Source organism: Mesorhizobium tianshanense, from assembly GCF_007830515.1.
Lineage (GTDB): Bacteria > Pseudomonadota > Alphaproteobacteria > Rhizobiales > Rhizobiaceae > Mesorhizobium > Mesorhizobium tianshanense.
Genome location: NZ_VLKT01000074.1, coordinates 1 through 21,032, shown reverse-complemented (window position 1 = coordinate 21,032; position 21,032 = coordinate 1). Strand labels below are relative to the sequence as shown.

Genomic DNA, 21,032 nt, shown 5'->3' with positions numbered 1-21,032 from the left:
AATGGAAGGATACTTTCCGTCTGTGCGGTAAATCGTAATCGCGCTTTCCGCGTCGTTCGCTATGCAGAGATCACCTCTTATTTCGAAACCATTTGCCGGCCCCCCGCCAATTGGCCCGCCTCTTGCTGCTGGAAAGAAAAAGGTACGGAGGAGGCTTCCCAATGAACTGCGCGCCACGTGTGCTCGTGCTCGGCATCGGAAATCTGCTATGGGCCGACGAGGGCTTCGGCGTCCGCGTGGTGGAGGAGTTCCACCGGCTCTGCGAAACGGCGGACAACGTCCGGGCCATGGATGGCGGCACGCAGGGCATCTACCTCGTCCAACACATCCGCGAGGCCGACATCCTCGTCGTGTTCGACGCGGTCGACTACGGCCTGGCGCCCGGCACGCTGAAGCTCGTCGAAGGCGGCGAGGTGCCGGCCTTCCTCGGTGTGAAGAAGATTTCGCTCCACCAGACTGGGTTTCAGGAAGTTCTCGCCATGGCCGAGATGATGGGTGACTATCCCGCCCACCTCCTTCTCGTCGGCGTGCAACCGGTCGAGCTGGACGACTACGGCGGCAGTCTCCGGCCTGCGGTGAAGGCTCAGATCGAGCCTGCAATCGAGATCGCCATCGAGTGGCTCGCCCGGCACGGCGCAACGATCGCAAAGCGCGCCGAACCGCTGGCCGAAGAAGAGACGCTCGCCTCGCGCGAAATGCGCATCGGCATCTACGAGAGCGGTCGACCCCGGCCGGAAGAGGCCTGTTGTCACGGCGACGCGCGGCTTCTCGCGAATGGCGCCTTCGCTGGCCCGGCGAATTTCGAGCGCGAGGTTGACGCGCTTTTGCAATCGTCCGGAGGGCAGGGCTGATGTGTGTCGGCGTCCCCTTCCAGGTGGTTGAATGCAGCGGCGGCATTGCCCTGTGCACCGGTCGCAGCGGCACGCGGCGCCTCGATATGACGCTGGTGGGCGACCAGCCGGCGGGTACGTGGATACTCGCCTTCCTCGACACCGCGCGCGAGACGGTCACAGCCGAGACGGCGCGTCTGATCGCCGACGCCATCGAAGCGACGGAGCGTGCGCTCGCCGGCGACACCGACCTCGACCACCTCTTCGCCGACCTGGTCGGCCGCGAGCCGCAACTGCCGGAGCATCTGCGGCCGGCGCAAGCCCTTTCACCGCAAGGCACGGAGGACGCCTGAGCCCATGTTTTCACCAGTTCTCACCATGATGATGGAGCGCCACCGCATGCCGGTGGTTGACGAGGCGAACATCGACGCGTTCGCCGAGGCCCACGACTTCACCGCGCTGTTTTTCCCCGGTGACTGGCTGCGGCTCGCCGAGAGCAACGATGTGGCGGTGATCCTGCCGGAGCTGGTGCAGGCCTTCCAGGGCGTGTTCAAGCCGGCCGTGGTATCGCGGGAGAGCGAGCGCAAGCTGCAAAGCCGCTATCGCTTCAACGCCTTTCCGGCGCTCGTCTTCGTGAGGAAGGGCGAATATCTCGGCGCCATAAAGCGCGTGCTCGACTGGGAAGACTACCTCACCGAGATCGCCGGCATACTGACGCGCGAGTCGAGCGCGCCGCCGCCTTTCGAGCTTCCCGAAGCCTGCGCGACGCATGACCGTCGCGACCACGATCATTTCCACTGAGCGAAAGCAGCCGGGGAGGGCGCGCCATGGCAGCATCACTATTCGGCGGCATCGGGCCGGGTTCACAGCCGGGCGAAGAGGACGGCGGCGACTTGCAATATATGGAAATGCCGAAGGGCATGGCGACCTCTGCGGCACCCGTGTTGCCGGAGAAGGAAAATGTCGCCGGGCTCGAAGCTGCTTTGGCGGTGCTCTCCGCGCTAGCCGAAAGCCTCGGCCGGTCCTCGCCGGATTGCGAAAACGCGGTGCATGATCTTTCCGGCCTCGACCGCGCCAATCGTGCGCTGATAGACCAGGCGCTCGGCGAGGGCGAGGTCTCGATCATCTGCGGTGACGACCTGCAGGCTCAGGAGTCGGTACTCGCCGGTATCTGGCGCGTGCGCCAGACCGGACCGGATGGCAGGCTGGTGCGCGATTTCGTCGAGGTCGGCGCCTTTCCCTCGGCCGTGCTGGAGAGGGCGTTCACCGGCTGCCGCAATATGCTCGCTACGTCGGCGACTTATCCGATGGGCGTCTTCAACGTGCCGCCGCTGATTTCGGAGCTCAATGACCGCATCCCGCTCGTCGGGCCCGGCGTCGGGCCGCACGTCATAAACCTGTCGCTGCTGCCGCACACTGAAGAGGACCTGACCTTCCTCGATGGCCTGCTTGGCCACGGGCCGGTGGTCGTGCTGTCGCGTGGCTACGGCAATTGCCGCGTGACCACGACGGCGACGCGCTGCGTCTGGTGGGTACGCTTCTTCAATTCGATCGACGATCTCATCCTCAACACGATCGAGGTCACGGCCTTGCCGGAGGTGGTCCGCGCCGCGCCCGAGGATATTGCCGACAGCCGCCAGCGGCTCCTTGAAATCCTGGAGGTCTACCAGTGAACGACTCCTTCTTTGCCGGTTCCTATGGCGGCGACAATGCCAAGATCGACCCGATGTCGCGGCTCGAATGCAGGATTTGCTGGCATGTCTACGACCCGGCCGAGGGCGACGACTACTGGCAGATCTCGCCCGGCACGCCCTTCGCCGAACTGCCGGCGCACTGGAGCTGCCCTACCTGCGACGGCTCCAAGCAGGGCTTCATGGTCGTGAGCGATTGACATGGATCATTCGCAAGCCGTCGCTGCCCGTCTAGAGTTCGTGTTTCAGCGGATCGAACGGACGGCCATGGCGGGAATTCCGATCCTCAATCCGGCACTTTGCGTCAGCGCGGTGGGCATGCGGCAGTGGCAGGGCGAATGGCTCGCGGCTCTCGTCACGCCCTGGTTCATGAACCTCGTGCTTCTACCTTCTGGCGACGGGCAAGCGCGCCCGCGCGTGTCTACGGGCGCGAAGGAGCACGTTTCATTCCCGGCGGGCCGGTTCGAGTTCATCCAGGCCTATGAAGAGGAGCTCGGCTGCTACTGCATGTGCTCGCTGTTCTCGCCGATGTTCGAATTCGCCGACCAGGAGAGTGCGCAAGAGGCCGGGCGGCAGGTGCTTGCGGAACTGTTCAATCGTGAGGCGGAAGAAGACGACGACGGCGACATGGTCCGTGTCTGGGTAGGCCGGCTACCTGAGGAAGAGGCAAGCGCGTTGGACGAGGTTGAGACAGCCGGAACACCCGCGAGCTCTCAGCCGGCGGGACTGACCCGCCGCTGGCTGTTCGGTTTGGGCGACAAGGAGGAGACCGCCGCATGAGCGTTGATGGCCGCGTCTCCATCGATCTCGTCTGCGATGGCGGTCGCGTTGTGGAAGCCATCGTTATGCCGCCGCGCCCGATTGCGCTTGGTCCGGTCGTGCGAGGCCGGCCGGCGAGGGACGTCGTCTCGGCGATCGGCTCGCTGTTCAGTGTCTGTGGTATTGCGCAGTCAGCGGCGAGCGTCGAGGCAGCCGAGGCGGCCCTGGAGATCGGGACGGACCGGCGCACGAAACAGGCGCGGCGGCTTCTTGTGCTTGCCGAGACGCTGCGCGAGCACCTGCTGCGCATTGGCTTGGATACTGCCAGTCTCGCGGGCGAGCCTGCGGACGGTAAAACCCTGCGCCGGGCTATGGGCCTGCCGCAGTGCCTCAAGCAGGCGCTTTTTCCAGGTGGGGATGCGTTCGTTCCCGGCGTATGCGTGGGGATGCCGGGCGCGGAAGCCGCCGAAACGGCCGCCGAGGCGGGCTATCTAACGCAGTCCGTGGTCTACGAAGGCGAAAAGCCGCTTGGCGAGATGGATCGCGATGCCTTCGCGCAGTGGGCTATGGAGCGCAGCACGGTTGCGGCCCGCCTCATCGCGCCGGTCCTGGCAAGGGGCTGGGCAATGATAGGCCACCCCGAAACGACAAAGGGGGGAAACGGGCATTTGCTGAAGGAAGCGTCGGCCGACACGAGTTGCCTCGCCAGGCAGGCTGGTGCGCCGCTCGTTCGCGCTTTCCTTTCCGAAAACGGTGGAGCCGGGCTGGTCGCACGGCTGGCCGCCCGCTTGGTCGAGGCATCGAAGCTGCCGGGGCAGATCGCCGGAGGGCTCGCGGCCCTGCGGGATGTCGCGGACGGGTCCGAAGTGCCTACGTGCGAAGTCTTTCGCGACGAGAAGGGGGGCCGCTGTGCTACTGCCTTTGCCGAGGCAGCACGCGGCCGGCTGGAACATCGGATTGTTTTGAACGACGACCGTATCGCCGACTACGCCATCACGGCTCCGACCAGCATTCATTTCGCGAAGAGCGGCATTGCCGCGCGCTCGCTTTCGGCGCTCGCTGCATCCAGGCGTGAAGATCTGGCGGTCCAGGCCGATCTCCTGGTCCGGGCCATCGACCCCTGCGTCGGCTACGATTTGAGGTTCCGCTGATGCACGAGATGGCGATATGCGAGAGCATCCGTGGCATCCTCGAGGAAGAGGCCGCCAGACAGGATTTTCGGAAGGTGGGCCGCGTCTGCCTGGAAATCGGGCGGCTATCCGATGTCGAGGTCGAGGCGCTGAAGTTCGGCTTCGATGTCGTCATGCGTGGCTCTCTGGCGGAAGACGCAATACTGGAAATCGTCGAGACGCAAGGCACGGCCTGGTGCATGCCTTGCGGCCAAGGCGTGCCGATCGCGGCACGCTTCGATCCATGCCCCGACTGCGGAAGTCATCAGCTGCAGGTGACCGGCGGCGAGGAAATGAAGATCAGGGAATTGGAGGTGAGCTGATGTGCACTGTTTGCGGATGTGGCGAGGGCGAGGTCCGGATCGAGGGCAAGGCGCATGGCCATCACCATCATCACGGCCACGAAGGCCATGATCACCACCACGATCACGGCCCCCATCATCATCATCACGATCATGTGCACGATTGTGGCTCGGGCCCGGCTGGCACCCATGCGCCGGGCATGAGCCAGGCGCGGATGGTCAAGCTGGAAAAGGATATCCTTTCCAAGAACAACGAGTATGCCGATGCGAACAGAAAAATGTTCGCCGAGCGCGGCGTGCTTGCGCTCAACCTCGTCTCCAGCCCCGGCTCTGGCAAAACGACGCTGCTTTGCCGCACGATCGACGCACTGAGGGGCAAGTTGCCGATCGCCGTGATTGAGGGCGACCAACAGACTTCCAACGATGCCGACCGCATCCGCGCCACCGGTTCGCCCGCGATCCAGGTCAACACCGGCAAGGGCTGCCACCTCGACGCGAATATGGTCGGCCATGCCGCAGATCACCTCGACCTTGCCGAAGGAGGCCTGCTCCTCGTCGAAAACGTGGGAAACCTCGTCTGTCCGGCGGGCTTCGATCTCGGCGAGGCGCACAAGGTGGTGGTGCTCTCAGTCACCGAGGGCGAGGACAAGCCATTGAAATATCCCGACATGTTCGCCGCAGCCGATCTCATGATCCTCAACAAGACCGACCTGTTGCCGCATCTCGACTTCGACGTGGAGGCCTGCATCGCCAACGCCCGAAAGGTGAACCCGCGGATCAAGGTGCTGAGGGTTTCCGCGCGCACGGGCGAGGGGATGTCGGACTGGACGGCCTGGATCGGGGCGGCCCGCGCCATGGCGCTAGCCGGCCATCCGCTGGCGGCCGAGCTCAAGGGAGCAGCCTGATGTGCCTGGCCATTCCCGCCCGCGTCGTTGAACTGCTCGATGACGACATGGCCGTGGTCGCGTTCGACACGGTCAGGAAGCGCATCTCGCTCGCGCTTGTCGCAGACGTTGCGGTCGGCGATTTCGTGCTCGTCCATGTCGGTTATGCGCTCCACAAGGTGAGCCCCGAGGAGGCCGAGCGCACGCTGCAGCTGATGGCCGAAGCGGGCGTGCTGGAGGAGGAGCTAGAGGAGACTTCGGCGTGAAATATGTCGACGAATATCGCGACCAGGAGCTTGCGAAGACCATCGCCGGCGCCATCGCGACCGAGGCTGATCCGGAAAAGAGCTATCATTTCATGGAGTTCTGCGGTGGGCACACGCATGCGATCTTTCGCTACGGCGTGCAGGACCTGATGCCGGAGAACGTGCATTTCGTGCACGGACCCGGATGCCCCGTTTGCGTGCTTCCCATCTCTCGCCTCGATGATGCGGTGGAACTCGCCGAGCGGCACGGGGTCATCCTTTGCACCTATGGCGACATGATGCGCGTGCCGGGCACCAAGCATCGCAGCCTGATCCGCGCCAAGGCGGACGGAGCGGATGTCCGCATGGTCTATTCAACACTCGATGCCTTGAAGATCGCGCGTGAAAACCCCGAGCGGCAAGTCGTCTTCTTCGCCATCGGCTTCGAAACCACGACGCCGCCGACGGCCGTCGCGATCAAGACGGCGCAAGCCCAGGGGTTCAAGAATTTCAGCGTGTTCTGCAACCATGTGCTCACGCCGGGCGCGATCTCTCACATTCTTGAATCGCCGGAAGTGCGAGAGCTGGGCATCGTCAAGATCGACGGGTTCCTGGGACCTTCGCACGTCTCCTCCGTGATCGGCTCGCAGCCATATGAATTCTTTGCTGAGGAATTCCAGAAGCCGGTTGTCATCGCCGGCTTCGAGCCACTGGACGTCATGCAGTCCGTTCTGATGCTGATCCGGCAGGTCAATGAAGACCGACACGAGGTCGAGAACGAATATACCCGCGTCGTGACCGAGGAGGGCAACCTCAAGGCGCAGGCACTGGTGAGCGAGGTCTTCGAACTGCGCAAGACCTTTGACTGGCGCGGCCTCGGCACCGTGCCCTACAGCGCCCTGCGCATCCGCGACGCTTATGCCGATTTCGACGCCGAGAAGCGCTTCGAGCTGTCGGTCAAGGCTTCCCGCGAGCTGAAGTCCTGCGAATGCCCGTCGATCCTGCGCGGGGTGAAGAAGCCGACCGACTGCAAGCTGTTCGGCACCGTGTGCACGCCGCAGAACCCGATTGGCTCATGCATGGTCTCCTCCGAGGGCGCCTGCGCGGCCTACTGGGCCTATGGCCGTTTCCGCGAGCTGAAGCCGTTGGAGGCGGCGGAATAATGAGCGCGAACGATCCCAGGCTAGCCGTCACCACCTCGTCGGTTCGCGGCGTGGTGGACATGACGCATGGCGCGGGCGGCTGCGCGATGGCCGAGCTGATTCGGGATATTTTTCAAAGACATCTGGCCAACGAGTTCCTGGCCCAGGGCAACGACGCGGCCCTGCTCGGCACCGTCTGCGGACGCCTGGTGATGGCAACGGACGCGCATGTCATCTCGCCTCTGTTCTTTCCGGGCGGGGATATCGGCGCGCTGGCGGTCCACGGCACGATCAACGACGTCGCCATGATGGGCGCGCGGCCGCTCTGGCTGTCCGCGTCCTTCATCCTGGAGCAAGGTTTTCCGTTGGCCGAACTGGAAAGAATAGTTGTTTCAATGGCTTTTGCCGCCCGGGAAGCAGGCGTACCCGTGGTTACGGGCGACACCAAGGTGGTGGAGAAGGGCAAAGGCGACGGCGTTTTCATCTCCACGACCGGTGTTGGCGTGCTGGCGGACGGCACTTACGTCTCCGGAAGCAATGCCCGGCCGGGCGATGCAATCCTTGTCTCCGGCACCATGGGCGACCACGGAGTGGCTATCCTGTCGAAGCGCGAACACCTTGATTTTGAAACGGAAATCACCTCCGACAGCCAACCGCTGCACGATCTGGTGGCGGCGATGCTTGCTGCCATTCCCGGTATCCTGGTGCTGCGTGACCCCACGCGCGGCGGACTGTCGGCGACGCTGAACGAAATCGCGCAGCAGTCCAAGGTCGGAATGGTAATCCGGGAAGCGGCGGTTCCGGTGAAGCCGGAGGTCGCGGCGGCGTGCGAACTGCTCGGCCTCGACCCGCTGAATGTTGCCAACGAAGGCAAGCTGATCGCCATCTGCACGGCGGAAGACGCGGAGACTTTGCTCGCCGCGATACGCGCTCATCCCAAGGGCCGGGATGCCGCAATCATTGGCGAAGTCGTCGCAGACCAGCATGCGCTGGTGCGGATGAAAACGAGACTTGGCGGTATGCGCGTGGTCGACTGGATCGCCGGGGAACAGCTTCCGAGGATCTGCTGAAGATGCGCATTCTGCTTCTCGTCACCGCCTTCAACGCCTTGAGTCAGAGAATTTTCGTGGAGCTTGGCGAGCACGCACACGAGGTCTCGGTCGAGATGGACGTCAACGACGAGCGGACCATCGAGGCGGTAGATTTGTTTCGGCCGGACCTCGTCATCGCCCCCTTCCTGAAGCGGGAAATCCCGAAGAAAGTCTATGAAAATCAATGCTGCATGATCGTTCACCCAGGCATCGTCGGCGACCGCGGCCCCTCCGCGCTGGACTGGGCGATGATGGACGGGGCGACGCAGTGGGGTGTCACGGTGCTGGAGGCGGCGGCCGAAATGGATGGCGGGCCGGTCTGGGCGAGCGCCACCTTCGCGATGCGAAAGGCGACGAAATCGAGCCTCTATCGCAACGAGGTGACCGACGCGGCGGTGACGGCGGTGCTCGAAGCGATCGCGCGGTTCGAGCAGGGCGAAAAGCCGATTGCCCCGGAAGAACAATCTGTTGCGTCTCTGGGCCGATGGCGGGACGCGATCAAACAGGCGGACCGGCGGATCGATTGGGCTGCCGACACGACCGAAACGGTGCTGAAGAATATCGCAGCAGCAGACGGCGCGCCCGGCGTGCGGGACAACCTTTTCGGCGAAACGGTCTTCCTTTTCGACGCGCGAGAGGCACGTGAACCAGGGGGTGACGTGCCTCTCGCGCGGGGTGAACTGGGCAAGATATCGCTCCCGGAGCCGGGAGCGGTCGTCGCCAGAAGCGGGCCGGCGATCGCCCTCGCCACCGTCGACGGCGCGTTGTGGATCGGCCATGTCCGGCACCCCAATTCGCCACACCCGTTCAAGCTGCCGGCGACCATTGTCTTCGCGAAGGAAGTTGCAAGCCTGCCGGAGATCCCGCTCAATTCACCGGGCGGGTATCAGGACATCATCTACGAAGAAGACGGTGCGGTCGGCTATCTGCACTTCCCCTTCTATAACGGTGCAATGGGAGAGGACGCCTGTCGAAGACTTTTGGACGCTTATACAAAAGCGACGGAGCGTCCGACCAGGGTGATCGTGCTGTGCGGAGGACCGCAGTTCTGGTCCAACGGGCTCGACCTCAACCGGATCGAGGCGGCCGACAGCGCGGCCGACGAGTCCTGGGTCAACATCAATGCCATCGACGACCTCGCCGATGCGATCATCCGTACGACAAGCCACATCACCGTAGCAGCGCTTTCCGGAAATGCGGGAGCGGGCGGCGTGTTTCTCGCCCGCGGCACCGACCAGGTCTGGATGCGCTCGAGCGTCATCCTCAACCCGCATTACAAGGACATGGGCAATCTCTCCGGCTCGGAGTTCTGGACCTATCTCCTGCCGAGCTGCTGCGGGACTGAGAATGCCCGCCGGATCGCGGCGGCGCGCCTGCCGATGGGCGCGAAGGAGGCGCTGAATCTGAATCTCGCCAACCGGGTGTTCGCGGGGGCAAGCGAGCTGTTTATGGCGCAAGTGAAGGCGTCGGCTGCCGCGCTGGCCGGGAGCGCAGAGTTTCCGCGGTTGCTCGCCGAAAAACAAGCCCAGCGCGCAGCCGACGAGGCGGCCAAGCCGCTTTCCGCCTATCGCAAGGAGGAGCTTTCGCGGATGCGGCGCAATTTCTACGGCTTCGACCCGAGCTACCACGTCGCGCGGCATAATTTCGTGCACAAGGTGCCGAAGTCGCGCACCCCAGTGACGATCGCCCGCCACCGCGACGTCGCCTGGCAGGCCGGCCGGGAAGGGAGGAGGAAGGCATCGTGAGCGACCTGCCGGGCATATTGATCGTCGACGACGAAATCCGCTCGCTGGAGGCGCTGCGGCGCATCCTGAGCGAGGATTTCGACGTCCACATCGCCAGCGACAGCAAGGCCGCCAGCTCGATCCTGGAGATGGAATGGATTCAGGTCATCCTGTGTGACCAGCGCATGGCCGGCACCTCCGGCATCGAGTTCCTGAGGCAGGCGCGCACCCGCTGGCCGGACATCGTGCGCATGATCATCTCGCGCTACACCGACGCGCACGCCATCATCGACGCCATCAACGAGGCCGGCATCCACCAGTACATCACCAAGCCCTGGCATCCGGAAAACCTCACGCTCACGCTGAAGAACGCGGTGCAGCTCTTCCTCCAGATCGTGCTTCGTCGCCGCCACCCCGCGCACATCGACCTGCTCTACGCATTGCAGAACTTTTCGCCACGCGACAGGGCCGGCAATCACGGCCCGCTGGAGCTGGCGCTCGAACGTGCGCCGGTGCGGCTCGGCGAGACCGAGCCGGTTGCAGTCCAGCACATCGTGCAGTCGTTCGACCCGTGCATGGTGTGCACGGTGCACTGATGGGCGCGCTGCTCGCCGAGCCCGCAGTAGAGGGACGCCTGGTCCGGGTGACGGGGCTGGTGCAAGGCGTCGGCTTCCGGCCGACAGTGTGGCGCATCGCGACCGCTATGGGGCTATCGGGCCATGTCCGCAACGATGCTGCAGGCGTGGAGATCGCGCTGTGGTGCAGCGATGCCGAGTTCGAGACCTTCGCGGACAGGCTAAAGGCGCAATGCCCGCCGCTGGCGCGGATCGACGGGATTGAGGCGGCGACGCTTGAGGGACCGCGGCCGGTGGGCGGCTTCGCTATAGCGGCGAGTGCGGGCGGGCAGGTGAAGACCGGTATCGTGCCCGACGCCGCCTGCTGCCCTGAATGTCTTGCGGAAGTGCTCGACCCCAAGGACCGGCGCTATTTCTACCCGTTCGCCAATTGCACGCATTGCGGGCCGCGGCTGTCGATCATCAAGGCTATCCCCTATGACCGCCGCTCGACCGCTATGGCGCGATTTTCGATATGCGAGGAATGCCGGGCCGAGTACGAAAATCCGGCCGACCGCCGCTATCACGCCCAGCCGATCGCCTGCCCGGCCTGCGGGCCGCGCGTCTGGCTGGAAGGTCCGGACCACGTCGTGGTCGGCGGCGGCCCGCAGACGGTGATCCGGGAAGCGGCGGCGCTGATCGGGGAAGGGCGGATCGTCGCGATCAAGGGCATCGGCGGGTTCCACCTCGCCTGCGACGCGACGGACGAAGCGGCGGTGGCGCAGCTGCGCGCCCGCAAGAAACGCGACGGCAAGCCGTTCGCATTGATGGCGCGCGACTTGGAGCAGCTTGCCGAATTCGCGGAGCTGTCGGGCGACGAGCGCGCCGCACTTGCCGCCTCAGCGGCGCCGATCGTGCTGGTGAAGCGCCGTGACAGCTGCGGTGTTGCGGCGGGCGTGGCGCCGGAGCACGAGTGGCTCGGTTTCATGCTGCCCTACACGCCGCTGCATCATCTCTTGCTGCGAGCGCTGGACGCTCCGGTGGTGATGACCTCCGGCAATCGCTCGGGCGAGCCGCAATGTACGGACAACGACGAGGCGCGGCAGGAGCTTGCCGGGATCGCCGACTTCTGGCTGATGCACGACCGCGAGATTGTCAACCGGCTCGACGACAGCGTGGTGCGCCGCGACGGCCACGGCATTTCGGTGTTGCGGCGCGCGCGTGGTTTCGCGCCGGAGCCGCTGGCGCTGCCGGCGGGCTTCGATGGCCCGGTCAGGGCGCTGGCTGCGGGCGGCGACCTAAAGGCCGCGTTCTGCCTAGCGGGCGACGGCAAGGCGCTGCTGTCGCAGCATCTCGGCGACCTCGACGATCTGAAGAACCAGGACGCGTGGGGGCAGGCGTTGGAGCTGTATCGAAGCCTGTTCGACACGAAGCCGGACCTCATTGTGGCCGACCGGCATCCGGGCTACCGTTCGACCCGGCTTGCCATGGAGCTTGCTCGTGAGACCGCGGCGAGGTTTGTTCAGGTCCAGCACCATCACGCGCATCTCGCCTCGTGCCTTGCCCAGCACGGCCGCGCAATCGACGCACCGCCGGTGCTCGGCATTATCCTCGACGGTCTCGGATACGGCGATGACGGCACGATCTGGGGCGGCGAGTTCCTGCTCGGCGGCTATCGAGGGTTCCGGAGGCTGGCATACTTCGAGCCGGTCGCCCTGCCCGGCGGCGACAAGGCCAGCGTCGAGCCGTGGCGCAATGCCTATGCGTATCTGCGGGCGGCTTTCGGTCCGGATTTCCTGGCCAAGCTTCCTGCCGATCGGCCCTTCATCCGCGCCTTGGCAGAAAAGCCGCTTGGCGTGCTGGACCGGATGATCGAGAGGGGCGTCAATGCTCCGCTTGCTTCCTCGGCGGGGCGCCTTTTCGATGCCTGCGCGGCAGTCCTCGGCATCTGTTTCGAGCGCCAGAGCTACGAGGGGCAAGCCGGCATGGAGATGGAGGCGCTCGCCAGCCCGTTCATGGATGCGGCCGAGGCTTGGCCAGCAACCTCGCCGAAGGAGCCGGTTATCTCCTGGAAAGGTCTGTGGGAAGCGCTTCTTCGCGATCAGGCTTCGGGCGTCGAAACCGGGCTGATTGCCGCGCGCTTCCACAGGACGCTGATAGAGATCATCTCGCGCAAGGCCATCGGACTCACCAAGGAAAACGGCGTCGGCACGGTCGCACTGTCGGGTGGCGCATTCCAGAATCGCCTGCTGCTCGAAGGCGTACTCGCCGAGCTCACAGTTGCAGGATTGGAGGGGCTGGCGCACGCAAGCGTTCCCGCAAACGACGGCGGTCTGGCGCTCGGCCAGGCAACGATCGGCCTAGCACTTTCGCATTGAGACCAATCGTTGAAGAAAAAATATCAGCATCGTTTGTATAAGGCGCCGGCCGAACATCACCGTGTAGCGGACGCGACAACCGGACACTTCGTGGCACGGTGTTTGGCATCTTGACGAGGTGGTGACTTTGTCAACGGCGGCGCAAACTGCAGCATTAGGTGGCAAAGACCACCAATTCCGATTCAAGCCGCTGAAAGCGTGTATGAATTTGGTTCCTCTGGTCCGCTCAGGGTAGGCTTTGAGGCTATTGTTTTCCCCAAGGCACATAGGCCGTTTCCGTTGGCCGCGGAGGCGGTGGCGATGAAACAAGTTCCCGGAGCAAAGTCGCGAGCGGTTGGATGTCTTCCTGCTGGCTCGCGCTTTCCAAACACGCCAGATATTCTTTCCGACGCTCGTAGGGAACGATGGTCCACAGGAAGCCTCCTTCGGCGAGGAGGGCATTCATAAGGAACCTGCCAATCCGACCATTGCCGTCGTGAAAAGGATGGATGTAGGTGAACAAGAACGGCGTTAAGAGAGCCTTGACCCGCGGGTCACTCTCCTCGGAGACGCACGCGAACAGGGAGTCCAGAGCATCAGGTATCGATCCATGCGGTGTCGGGACGTGTTTTGACCCTCGCAGGTAAATCGGGTGCCCGCGATAGCCTGCGAGTTCATGCGGCTTCAGGAGGCCCGCCGTCACAGAGGGAGCGAACATTTGCCGGAACCACTCTTGATGTCTTTGCCAAAGAAGGGGGGCTGAAGCTGCACCCGAAATGATCTTGTAGACATCGTCCTTTACGGCATTGAATGCGAGCCAATATCCTCTTGCTGCGAGTGCATTCCTGCGGTCCCAATCATCCGCATTGCTGTCGGGATTCCAAGAGTCAGAGCGAACGCGTTCGATCAGTTCCTCGGAAACGTAGTAGCCTTCGATCGACAGAGAATTGTAAGCATCCGAGACGTATCGCTCGTCGACGCTTTCCATGTAGGCGGTATTGTCCGATATTTTTCGGCATTCCAAGTCGAAGACCTTCAACCCGTCGTCTCGCATTTTTGCCCATAGCAACTTGATCCGCGTTGCGGCTGGGTGGACGCCAACCTTGACCGCTGCCGCCTGCAAAGCGGCGTTCTCCGTGAACGGGTTCTCCTCCCGGATGGCATATCCGGCCGAATGCATCGCAGATACGACGTCTTCGGCATCCTTTGTTCGTCCAAGCGTCCGGAGCGCTCCAGCAATGCGCCCTGCTATCACGCTGCGTCCTTCCGACAGGAGATTGCGAAGCATCGAAGAGGAACCCCGGATTGATCCGAGAACGCTGACGACATCCGTCTCCAAACTGCGCCATGAGTTGGGAGCGAGATTGCACAAGGCATCTTCGGCGCTCATTACGCGCATGCCATCGACATAGCTCGCGCTTTCTGGCACCGGTGTCCTGTGAAAAAAGATTGATGTCCCGCCAGGCAAATTCAGCACTTCGTTGCCTGCAGACGGGCTCCTCACAACCAGCTGCGTTGGGACTGATCTTTGCCCTGAAAGAAAGGAGACGGTCCCCTCGGGAGACAAGGACCAATCGCTGCCAAACCGATCATTCAAATAGGATTCTACAAATTCCCAAAAGACGGTCGACCAAGCATCGTCCACCCGCCGTCTGGTTCCCGGTCTGGAGTTGACAGCCAGCCATCCTTTTACGATCTCTTCCAAAAAACCGTTCGCGATAAGTCGCTCGCGATGGACGCGGGATATGTTGGTGCTCTTCAACACCGTGCTCCTCCCGTCGGCGGTTATGCTCTTCAATTCTTCCAGGGATCGGGCCAGCGGGTTGGCTTTTTCGGGTGTCGCCATTTCCTTGATGTTTCGCTGCGGTCTAGAGGATTGCAATGTTTTGATGTCGTGCGATTGCAATGCTTTCTTGATGGGCGATTGCAATGTTTTCATGCTGTAGCATCACAATGTTTTGGCGACGAATGTGAAAATGTCAAGCGTTGGGGTCTGTCATGGGCCATGCACGGTCGGCAGCAGCGATTTCTGCACATCTCGGCATTTTCCCGATCGACTCCGTTGCGGGTTCCAGATATGAGCCCGCCCATGTTCGGGACGGCGCACATACAGCTTTGATTTCTTCGGTGGCCCGACGGCCGCCACAGATGCTGTATTGCCTGGAACCTGAACATGACTGACATCCCATTCGCCATCGGCATGAGCGCCGTGCAGCCTGCTACCACGGTCCTGCAGGCTCCTGTCGGAGCCTTTGAAGCGGCCGCGGCTCATCGAGTGCGCATTTCGGGCAGAACGGTTCGCCGTCAGTCTGCGGCCAGCGCAATGCGCTTGAACCAGCCATAGGCCGTCGCCTCGGGGACCTTTGCCAGGTCCATGACGGTGAGCTTCCGGCACGCGGGCGACAGCAGGAAGTGCTGCCCCTTTGGGTTGTTTTTCGGACGCGGCCAAAGCTCAGTCCCTCCTCGGGTTTGGGACGGCGACTGAGCCGCGTATTTCCAAACCTCCGGACGGAACGGGACATGCGAACCGCTGCGGCATGCTGCGCGGCGATCGTAGCGATGGCTATGGAATGGTCATGTTCCAGGCTCCAGGTTGCAGGCATACAGGGTCCGCGGCGGTCACCGGGCCACCGAAGAGAGCGCCCGCGCTCCAACCTTTGTGGCGGCCGCCAGGGACTGTTCATATATGTCAATAATCTCCTTGTCCGGACTTGGACCAAATTGGTCCTGGATGACCGCTTTGATGCGAAGGAGTTCGGCATCGAAATATTGGACGCCTGTACGTGCGGAAAAGCTCAAGCCAACCGATACCGCTTCCTGTGCTTGAGGCATTTTTCCTTGATCCAGAAAGGCTTCCGCCAACCACGCCTGCGCATAAGCCAAGGCGAGTTCGGCACCAGTTTCTACATAGTCTGCAATCCCTTGCTTGAGCAGTTCCAGCCCCTTTGCGTGACCGAGCCGATCTAATGCACGACCGCGATTGATCCTTGCATGTGCCCGGAACTGGGCGAACCCTTGGCCATTTGAGAGCGCTTCGGCAACTGTTGCGTGATGCTCTGCCTGCAAGTGATTACCCATAAAATTATACATGCCCGAAATGAAATTGTGGGCAAATCCGGTGCTGGCATCGTGGCTACACCGTTCCGCTTGGCCGATCAGCGCTACGCTTGCGAGAACAGCCCTCTCAAAATTCCCGGACAACGTGTCTATCCAGAGCAAATAGGCGTTGGCCGTGATCTGCAGGTTGATACCGAACCTAACAGCCATTTCCTCGTCGAACCGATCTTCATGGACTGCCGTGGCGGTTGTGAAGGCCTTCTTTGCGTCGTCAAATGCTCCGAGATAATAGCTAACCACGCCACGTGTATAAAATCCTGCGACCGTATTGAGTTGATCTCCAGTCTCTTCAGCAAGGCCGAGAAATTCTTCGCCTAATTCCACGGCTAGATCGAGTTGTGCTCGGACAATGCAGTTACTCCAGAGACCCCATACAATCCTACAGTTCTGGGACTTGTCGGCACAGATATTTGACAGGGCTTTGGCCCGCCGATAGACGTCTCCCACCTCTAGCGAGGCAAACCCGCGTTCTGCGAGCAGCTGGGGCCCGAGAAGCAGGAGAAGCTGCTTGATTCGTTCGTTGTGTTTGCCGGACTCATTGTTGTTGCCGGCCAGCCTCAAGGCCCAGCGGAAATGTCGAGCAGCCTCGCGATGCGCTGATACCCGCACCGCTTGCCGCCCAGCGATCTCCAAATGGTCCATTGCCTGATCCGGAACTCCACCTTTCTCCAAATGCCAGGCCGTAACCTCCGGCTCATTAGCGCCGAGTCCCGCAACATTGGATTTGAGAGCATCTGCGATACGCCGGTGGTAGGACCTGCAGGTGTTTCGCACGATTGAGCGATAGGTCAGCTCATGGACCAGCGCGTGTTTGAACTCGTATCGTGCATAGGGAATCTGTCCTATCCGGAAGACGAGATCCCGATCCTGCAACTTCTGCAAATAGGCTTGCAACTGTGCGTCTTCATAGTCGGTCGAGGCCTTCAACAGGGCATAATCGAAAATCCTGCCGATCACGGCGGCGAGATGGAGAATTTCTTTTTCATCGCCCATCTGGTCAATGCGCGCCATCAGGGTTTCCTGCAAACTTGTCGGAACTATCGCGGGGGCAACTCCTCCTCGGCCCGCCTCCCGTAGGCTGTTCATGAGTTCTTCCAGAAAGAGCGGAATACCGTCAGACCGTCTAGCTATCTCCGCCGTATCGTTTTCACTGAGATATGAGGGCCCGATGCTTCGGGCCACGGCGGCTGTCTGCGATATACTTAACCGGCCGAGGTCCAATGGAGACACCGACGGCGGACAATCGGCTTCCAGAAGAGGTCGTGTAACTGCGATCAGCAGCACACGGCTGTCGCCGATGCTTTCTTGCAAGGCACGCAGCAGGTCGCGCGAGCTCGGATCCAGCCAATGAACGTCCTCAAAAATTAGAATGACGGGTCTATGTTCGGTCAAGCGTAGCAGGCAGCGGACAATTGTGCCGATAAGCCCGGCAATATCTGCCTCCAATTCGACGGACCGGACATTTGGATCGAGCAGCACCCTGAGACAGTTCAGATCGTGCTCCGATCTTTGGCCAAGTTCTGCCAGCCAAGTGGAGAGACCGCTTGTCAGCACTTCTCCATCGTCGTCCGGACCAATGCTCAGAACCCGGCGGAGCTCTTGAATGAGAGGATAAAAGGCAGTGTTTTTATGATGGAACGAACCGTTGAAATTGAGGCGGGTCACAACCTCCACGACTTTGTTGCGCAGGAAATGGTGAACCAGCCGCGACTTTCCAATGCCTGGTTCTCCGACTACTGTGACGGCTTGGCCTTCCCCCTGTAAAGCTCTTTTCCAAAGCGTTGCAAGATGTTCCAGCTCACTTTCCCGTCCGATGAAAGAAGACAGGGTTTTCTGTCTCTCGCCAATGTCGAAGCGATTGGCTGCAACCAGTTCGCCATGGATTTGGTAGGCGCCGGTGCTGTGTCCGGGGATCGAGACTGCGTTGGTTTTGAACACGCGACGCAGCAGTACGAGCGTGGTCCCGCAAACAAGGACACCCATCTCGGTTGCCGTATAACTTAGCGTGGTCGCCTGCGTAACGAGCGGCCCCGACATCTGAGCAACGCTGAGTGAGCCCGCTTCTCCAGATCGAACCAGGGCTTCGCCGCTGGCGATGCCGCAGCAGATCTGCACCTCTTGCGCAGTCGCGGTGTACAAATACTTGCTTCGAAGGTCCACTGCGGCAAGGACTGCCCGTTCGGCGTCCAACTCACTTGCACTGGGATGGCCAAAAACGGCCAGGCACCGGTCTGCTACGCATCCGATGATCTGACCGCCGAATCTCGCAATGGCATCACGGCAAAAGGCCTCCATCGGCTCCACCAATTCGCTGATGTCTTCGGCGTCAAGTCGTTGACTTGCAGCAGTTCGGGCTGAAATTCCGAAGGCTGCAACAGTGACTATTCGCCTTTCTGGTGTGCCATAAACACCTGCGGCAATTTTGTGCGAATTGCATGCGACAGTGGCGCGTTCATGCTGACGGAGTTGCCGGTACACTTCGACCGTGTCCGGGCTAGGACCGGCGTTGAGCTTCTGCTGAAGGATATGTGCCAAACGGTTGAACTGCATGAGAGCCTCCGCACTCCTTCCTAGGGAGTGGAGGCTCCGCATCGCGCCACGGTGCGCTGCTTCATGCGCCGGATCCATGGTGATTATGGCCTGCGCCGTCTTCAGCACAGCGCTGGGCTCACCATGCTCCTCATCATATGCCAGCACGGTTTCGAGCGCCGAGACCGCGAGATCGCAAAGACGCTCTCTTTCAGCCTGTAACCAACCCGCAAACGGTGCCGACCGAATGCTCAGGCCCGCGGCGAATTCACCTCTGTATATTTGAGGAATGCTCCGGATGCGTTCAACATCGCCGCAAAGAGCAATGTCATCGAACTCCCGACTGTCGACAGCAATAGTATCGTGCCGCAGGGTCAAGGTCCCCTGATGGGTCTCAAACGGATCCGGACAACCATCTTCTTTCAGGGTTTTACGCAGAGCAGCCAATTCCTGGCGCAGGCTGGCACGTGCTTGCTCTTCGCCGCTAGTAGGCCACAGGCTACCAGCCAGGTATTCGCGGGTACACCCTCCCGCTCCGCATTGCGCCAGGAGCGCAAAAAGCGCCCAGGACTTCCGGGTGCCAAGGCGAAGCTGTTTTCCTTGCCTACCGCTGAGAATGCACCGGCCGAGCAGTGTTAGTCGCAGATCCAAGCGTGCCTCCTGAGCCGGGTATACGGGCTTCGTAGAGGGTTCAACAGATATTCATCGGGCACAAAGCTTTGAAAATTGCGAGCGGAACCGTTGGCTGCGCTCTAGCTTGCGTGCCCTACATCACCTTGGCGCAGAACGCGATACCTCGCCAAATGCGCCCTGAAGGCCTGACCGATCTTACCCTCAGCGAATGGGAACAGGCCTTGGGGCTCGAACCAATGAGGCCCTATCCCGGCAGCTACCGGGGCGGGTAAATCAAACTAAATTTCGCCATCGATTCCTTCAGGCGCGAGAGCGGGAGGGAGCCGGTCTGTTCCCGCGTCACCTTTAGCCATTTCTTGCCGCCAGCAGGTGCAACGAAGAACGGCCGTATGTGCTGAGGATTGCAATCTGTTGAAGGAATTCAGGGCACATCCATTGCCAAATGCGGGATGTGCCCTGAAGAGTTTGCGCTTCATGAGCCTAGCCGGGTTTATGCACAGCGCTGAACGTTTGGCGGCCTGAGGTGTTGATCTGGTCGCCGTTTCGGTTCTTTTTGACAAGCTGGTTGGGCGCCGGCGGTGATCCGTCGTGATGGAAAGCGGGGGTTTGCAGGTTGCGGCCGGCGGGTTCGTTTCGGGGCGTTGGCGCCCTGTCGGCTACGTCACGAGCCGCGGAATGCGGTCGAGGACGATGCGCAGGATGCGCTGGTCGGGACAGGATGTCGGCAGGTGCAGGCGGATCTGGGTTTTCATCTCGACCACCCGCGCGGCGATCTTGATGAGGCGCAGTCGCAGCGTGTCGAATTGGGCGACTGCGAAGCTCGAGCGTTTCGGCATCGCGGCGCGCAGGCCCCACATCAGCCAGTAGGCGCCGGCATGCAGGAACAACCGGAACTGGTTGGCCGTCGCTCTTGTGCAGGAGGTGCGGTCGGCGGCGAGATGCGTCTTCCACGACTTGATGTGGTTCTCGGCAGCGCCGCGCCGGCAGTAGACATCCTCGTAGAGCGCCTTGGCCTTGCCACCGGCAAGGTTGGTGACGATGAAGCGGGTGTCGGCGCCTTGGGCGCCGACCTCGATCCGGGCGATGATGCGCTCGACACGGCTCCAGCTGCCGGCGCCGTCAAAGAATTCTTTGAACCTGCGGACCTTGTCCGTCTTCGCCGACGCTTCAAAACGCGCCAGCGTGCTGACTTCCAGCTCCGCGACATGCTTGTGCAGGGTCGTGGTGGGCGCCACGCCGAGAATGAAGTCGACACCGTTGGCGCGGCACCAATCGATGACCGGCGGACTGCAATAATGGCTGTCGGCCCGGATCAGGATCCGGGTGTTCGGCCAATTGCTTCGGATCGCCCGCACCAGGCGTCGCAGGTGGGGGCGGATTTCTGCCCCACTCGGCCGCTTGGCCGGCCGCAGAACCGCACCGACGAAGCGGCCATCGCCATCGAACACCACGATCGGCTGGAAGCCGTACTCGTCGTGATGGGCATTGAACAGGCGAAGCTGCTGGCCGCCATGCACGGCATCAAACGTGTCGTCGATGTCCAGCACGATCCGCTTCGGCACCTGCCGGAAGGAGGCGCAGTAAAGATCGACCATCGCCCGACCCATAGCGACCAGTTCCCGCATGCCGGGCAGGTTCTCCAGCCGGCACAGCGTCGACTGGGAGGCCAGATCCCGACCCGAAGGCAGCGCATCCTGGGCCATCTTGAAGGCCGGATCGCAGCGCAACCGGTTGGCGTCGTTGCCATCCTCATAACCGGCGGCGATCATCTTCATGCGGAAGCCGATCATATCGGCCACGCTGTGGACGACCTGGTCCGGGCAGCGCGGATCATCGATGCAACGCGCCAGACGGTCAGCCACACGCAGCCGTTTCTCCACCTCGGCCAGAGCCAGAACCCCACCGTTGGACGACAGCATGCCGCCGTCGAAGCGGGCGACGACGGCCTTGCCGCCCACAGATGACAAACCGCTCAGCGGCAGCGTAAGATCATTCATGGCGGGTG

General features: G+C 62.1%; 18 protein-coding genes and 2 pseudogenes. 17 read left to right on the top strand and 3 right to left on the bottom strand.

Annotation, left to right across the window (positions count from 1 at the left end; translation table 11 throughout):
• Positions 1-179 precede the first annotated feature (179 nt).
• From IQ26_RS34580 to hypF, 16 genes and pseudogenes are all read left to right on the top strand, one after another.
• Complete coding sequence (locus tag IQ26_RS34580) at positions 180-851, top strand: HyaD/HybD family hydrogenase maturation endopeptidase (RefSeq protein WP_322791117.1); 672 nt, start codon at positions 180-182, stop codon at positions 849-851.
• The gene (locus IQ26_RS34575) at positions 851-1,183 is read left to right on the top strand and encodes a HypC/HybG/HupF family hydrogenase formation chaperone (RefSeq protein WP_145722860.1); all 333 of its coding nucleotides are present in this window, start codon (positions 851-853) and stop codon (positions 1,181-1,183) included. Before IQ26_RS34580 ends, IQ26_RS34575 begins: the two co-directional genes overlap by 1 nt.
• Before the next feature lie 4 nt (positions 1,184-1,187).
• On the top strand, positions 1,188-1,631 hold the full coding sequence (locus IQ26_RS34570) for a thioredoxin domain-containing protein (protein WP_145722859.1): 444 nt from the start codon (positions 1,188-1,190) through the stop codon (positions 1,629-1,631).
• A 26-nt stretch (positions 1,632-1,657) separates the two neighbouring features.
• Entirely contained in the window at positions 1,658-2,503 is an 846-nt protein-coding gene (locus tag IQ26_RS34565) for a hydrogenase expression/formation protein (protein WP_145722858.1), read from the top strand.
• Positions 2,500-2,721, top strand: a complete 222-nt coding sequence (locus IQ26_RS34560) for a rubredoxin (protein ID WP_145722857.1) — start codon at positions 2,500-2,502, stop codon at positions 2,719-2,721. The genes IQ26_RS34565 and IQ26_RS34560 overlap by 4 nt, the downstream gene beginning before the upstream one ends.
• 1 nt (position 2,722) lies before the next feature.
• Positions 2,723-3,301 (top strand): [NiFe]-hydrogenase assembly chaperone HybE, encoded by a 579-nt coding sequence (hybE, locus tag IQ26_RS34555; RefSeq protein WP_145722856.1) that lies wholly within the window; start codon positions 2,723-2,725, stop codon positions 3,299-3,301.
• Positions 3,298-4,431: a hypothetical protein gene (locus IQ26_RS34550; protein WP_145722855.1), complete on the top strand. Its 1,134-nt coding sequence runs from the start codon at positions 3,298-3,300 to the stop codon at positions 4,429-4,431. Before hybE ends, IQ26_RS34550 begins: the two co-directional genes overlap by 4 nt.
• Entirely contained in the window at positions 4,431-4,772 is a 342-nt protein-coding gene (hypA, locus tag IQ26_RS34545) for a hydrogenase maturation nickel metallochaperone HypA (RefSeq protein WP_145722854.1), read from the top strand. The genes IQ26_RS34550 and hypA overlap by 1 nt, the downstream gene beginning before the upstream one ends.
• Positions 4,772-5,656 carry a hydrogenase nickel incorporation protein HypB gene (hypB, locus tag IQ26_RS34540; protein WP_145722853.1) on the top strand — a complete coding sequence of 295 codons (885 nt, stop codon included), beginning with the start codon at positions 4,772-4,774 and terminating at the stop codon, positions 5,654-5,656. Before hypA ends, hypB begins: the two co-directional genes overlap by 1 nt.
• Entirely contained in the window at positions 5,656-5,901 is a 246-nt protein-coding gene (locus IQ26_RS34535; protein ID WP_145722852.1) for a HypC/HybG/HupF family hydrogenase formation chaperone, read from the top strand. Before hypB ends, IQ26_RS34535 begins: the two co-directional genes overlap by 1 nt.
• Positions 5,898-7,043, top strand: a complete 1,146-nt coding sequence (gene hypD / locus IQ26_RS34530) for a hydrogenase formation protein HypD (protein WP_145722851.1) — start codon at positions 5,898-5,900, stop codon at positions 7,041-7,043. Before IQ26_RS34535 ends, hypD begins: the two co-directional genes overlap by 4 nt.
• On the top strand, positions 7,043-8,092 hold the full coding sequence (hypE, locus tag IQ26_RS34525; RefSeq protein ID WP_145722850.1) for a hydrogenase expression/formation protein HypE: 1,050 nt from the start codon (positions 7,043-7,045) through the stop codon (positions 8,090-8,092). Before hypD ends, hypE begins: the two co-directional genes overlap by 1 nt.
• Positions 8,093-8,094: 2 nt before the next feature.
• Positions 8,095-9,858, top strand: a complete 1,764-nt coding sequence (locus tag IQ26_RS34520; protein ID WP_145722849.1) for a hydrogenase maturation protein — start codon at positions 8,095-8,097, stop codon at positions 9,856-9,858.
• A pseudogene (locus tag IQ26_RS39865) lies at positions 9,855-10,187 on the top strand (response regulator); the annotation flags it as partial. The gene IQ26_RS34520 and the pseudogene IQ26_RS39865, both read left to right, overlap by 4 nt.
• Positions 10,188-10,283: 96 nt before the next feature.
• Positions 10,284-10,433: pseudogene (locus tag IQ26_RS39860) on the top strand (nickel-dependent hydrogenase large subunit); the annotation flags it as partial.
• The gene (gene hypF / locus IQ26_RS34510) at positions 10,433-12,769 is read left to right on the top strand and encodes a carbamoyltransferase HypF (RefSeq protein ID WP_145722847.1); all 2,337 of its coding nucleotides are present in this window, start codon (positions 10,433-10,435) and stop codon (positions 12,767-12,769) included. The pseudogene IQ26_RS39860 and the gene hypF, both read left to right, overlap by 1 nt.
• Positions 12,770-13,013: 244 nt before the next feature.
• On the opposite strand, the gene IQ26_RS34505 is transcribed toward hypF, so the two are convergent.
• Positions 13,014-14,687 carry a Fic family protein gene (locus tag IQ26_RS34505; protein ID WP_240547389.1) on the bottom strand — a complete coding sequence of 558 codons (1,674 nt, stop codon included), beginning with the start codon at positions 14,685-14,687 and terminating at the stop codon, positions 13,014-13,016.
• A 680-nt stretch (positions 14,688-15,367) separates the two neighbouring features.
• Positions 15,368-19,045: an ATP-binding protein gene (locus IQ26_RS34500; RefSeq protein ID WP_145722846.1), complete on the bottom strand. Its 3,678-nt coding sequence runs from the start codon at positions 19,043-19,045 to the stop codon at positions 15,368-15,370.
• Between the two features lie 47 nt (positions 19,046-19,092).
• Between IQ26_RS34500 and IQ26_RS41720 the strand changes: the two genes are divergently transcribed.
• The gene (locus tag IQ26_RS41720) at positions 19,093-19,299 is read left to right on the top strand and encodes a histidine decarboxylase, pyruvoyl type (RefSeq protein ID WP_145722865.1); all 207 of its coding nucleotides are present in this window, start codon (positions 19,093-19,095) and stop codon (positions 19,297-19,299) included.
• A gap of 384 nt (positions 19,300-19,683) precedes the next feature.
• Here the strand turns inward: IQ26_RS41720 and IQ26_RS34490 are convergent, their stop codons facing one another.
• Entirely contained in the window at positions 19,684-21,024 is a 1,341-nt protein-coding gene (locus IQ26_RS34490) for an IS1380 family transposase (RefSeq protein WP_145722606.1), read from the bottom strand.
• Between the last annotated feature and the right edge of the window lie 8 nt (positions 21,025-21,032).

What these genes read in the sequence shown, in the direction of transcription:
- IQ26_RS34575 (WP_145722860.1), top strand. Translation starts at nt 851, where the DNA reads ATGTGTGTCGGCGTCCCCTTCCAGGTGGTTGAATGCAGCGGCGGCATT.
- IQ26_RS34570 (WP_145722859.1), top strand. Translation starts at nt 1,188, where the DNA reads ATGTTTTCACCAGTTCTCACCATGATGATGGAGCGCCACCGCATGCCG.
- IQ26_RS34565 (WP_145722858.1), top strand. Translation starts at nt 1,658, where the DNA reads ATGGCAGCATCACTATTCGGCGGCATCGGGCCGGGTTCACAGCCGGGC.
- hybE (WP_145722856.1), top strand. Translation starts at nt 2,723, where the DNA reads ATGGATCATTCGCAAGCCGTCGCTGCCCGTCTAGAGTTCGTGTTTCAG.
- IQ26_RS34550 (WP_145722855.1), top strand. Translation starts at nt 3,298, where the DNA reads ATGAGCGTTGATGGCCGCGTCTCCATCGATCTCGTCTGCGATGGCGGT.
- hypA (WP_145722854.1), top strand. Translation starts at nt 4,431, where the DNA reads ATGCACGAGATGGCGATATGCGAGAGCATCCGTGGCATCCTCGAGGAA.
- hypB (WP_145722853.1), top strand. Translation starts at nt 4,772, where the DNA reads ATGTGCACTGTTTGCGGATGTGGCGAGGGCGAGGTCCGGATCGAGGGC.
- IQ26_RS34535 (WP_145722852.1), top strand. Translation starts at nt 5,656, where the DNA reads ATGTGCCTGGCCATTCCCGCCCGCGTCGTTGAACTGCTCGATGACGAC.
- hypE (WP_145722850.1), top strand. Translation starts at nt 7,043, where the DNA reads ATGAGCGCGAACGATCCCAGGCTAGCCGTCACCACCTCGTCGGTTCGC.
- IQ26_RS34520 (WP_145722849.1), top strand. Translation starts at nt 8,095, where the DNA reads ATGCGCATTCTGCTTCTCGTCACCGCCTTCAACGCCTTGAGTCAGAGA.
- hypF (WP_145722847.1), top strand. Translation starts at nt 10,433, where the DNA reads ATGGGCGCGCTGCTCGCCGAGCCCGCAGTAGAGGGACGCCTGGTCCGG.
- IQ26_RS34505 (WP_240547389.1), bottom strand. Translation starts at nt 14,687, where the DNA reads ATGAAAACATTGCAATCGCCCATCAAGAAAGCATTGCAATCGCACGAC.
- IQ26_RS34490 (WP_145722606.1), bottom strand. Translation starts at nt 21,024, where the DNA reads ATGAATGATCTTACGCTGCCGCTGAGCGGTTTGTCATCTGTGGGCGGC.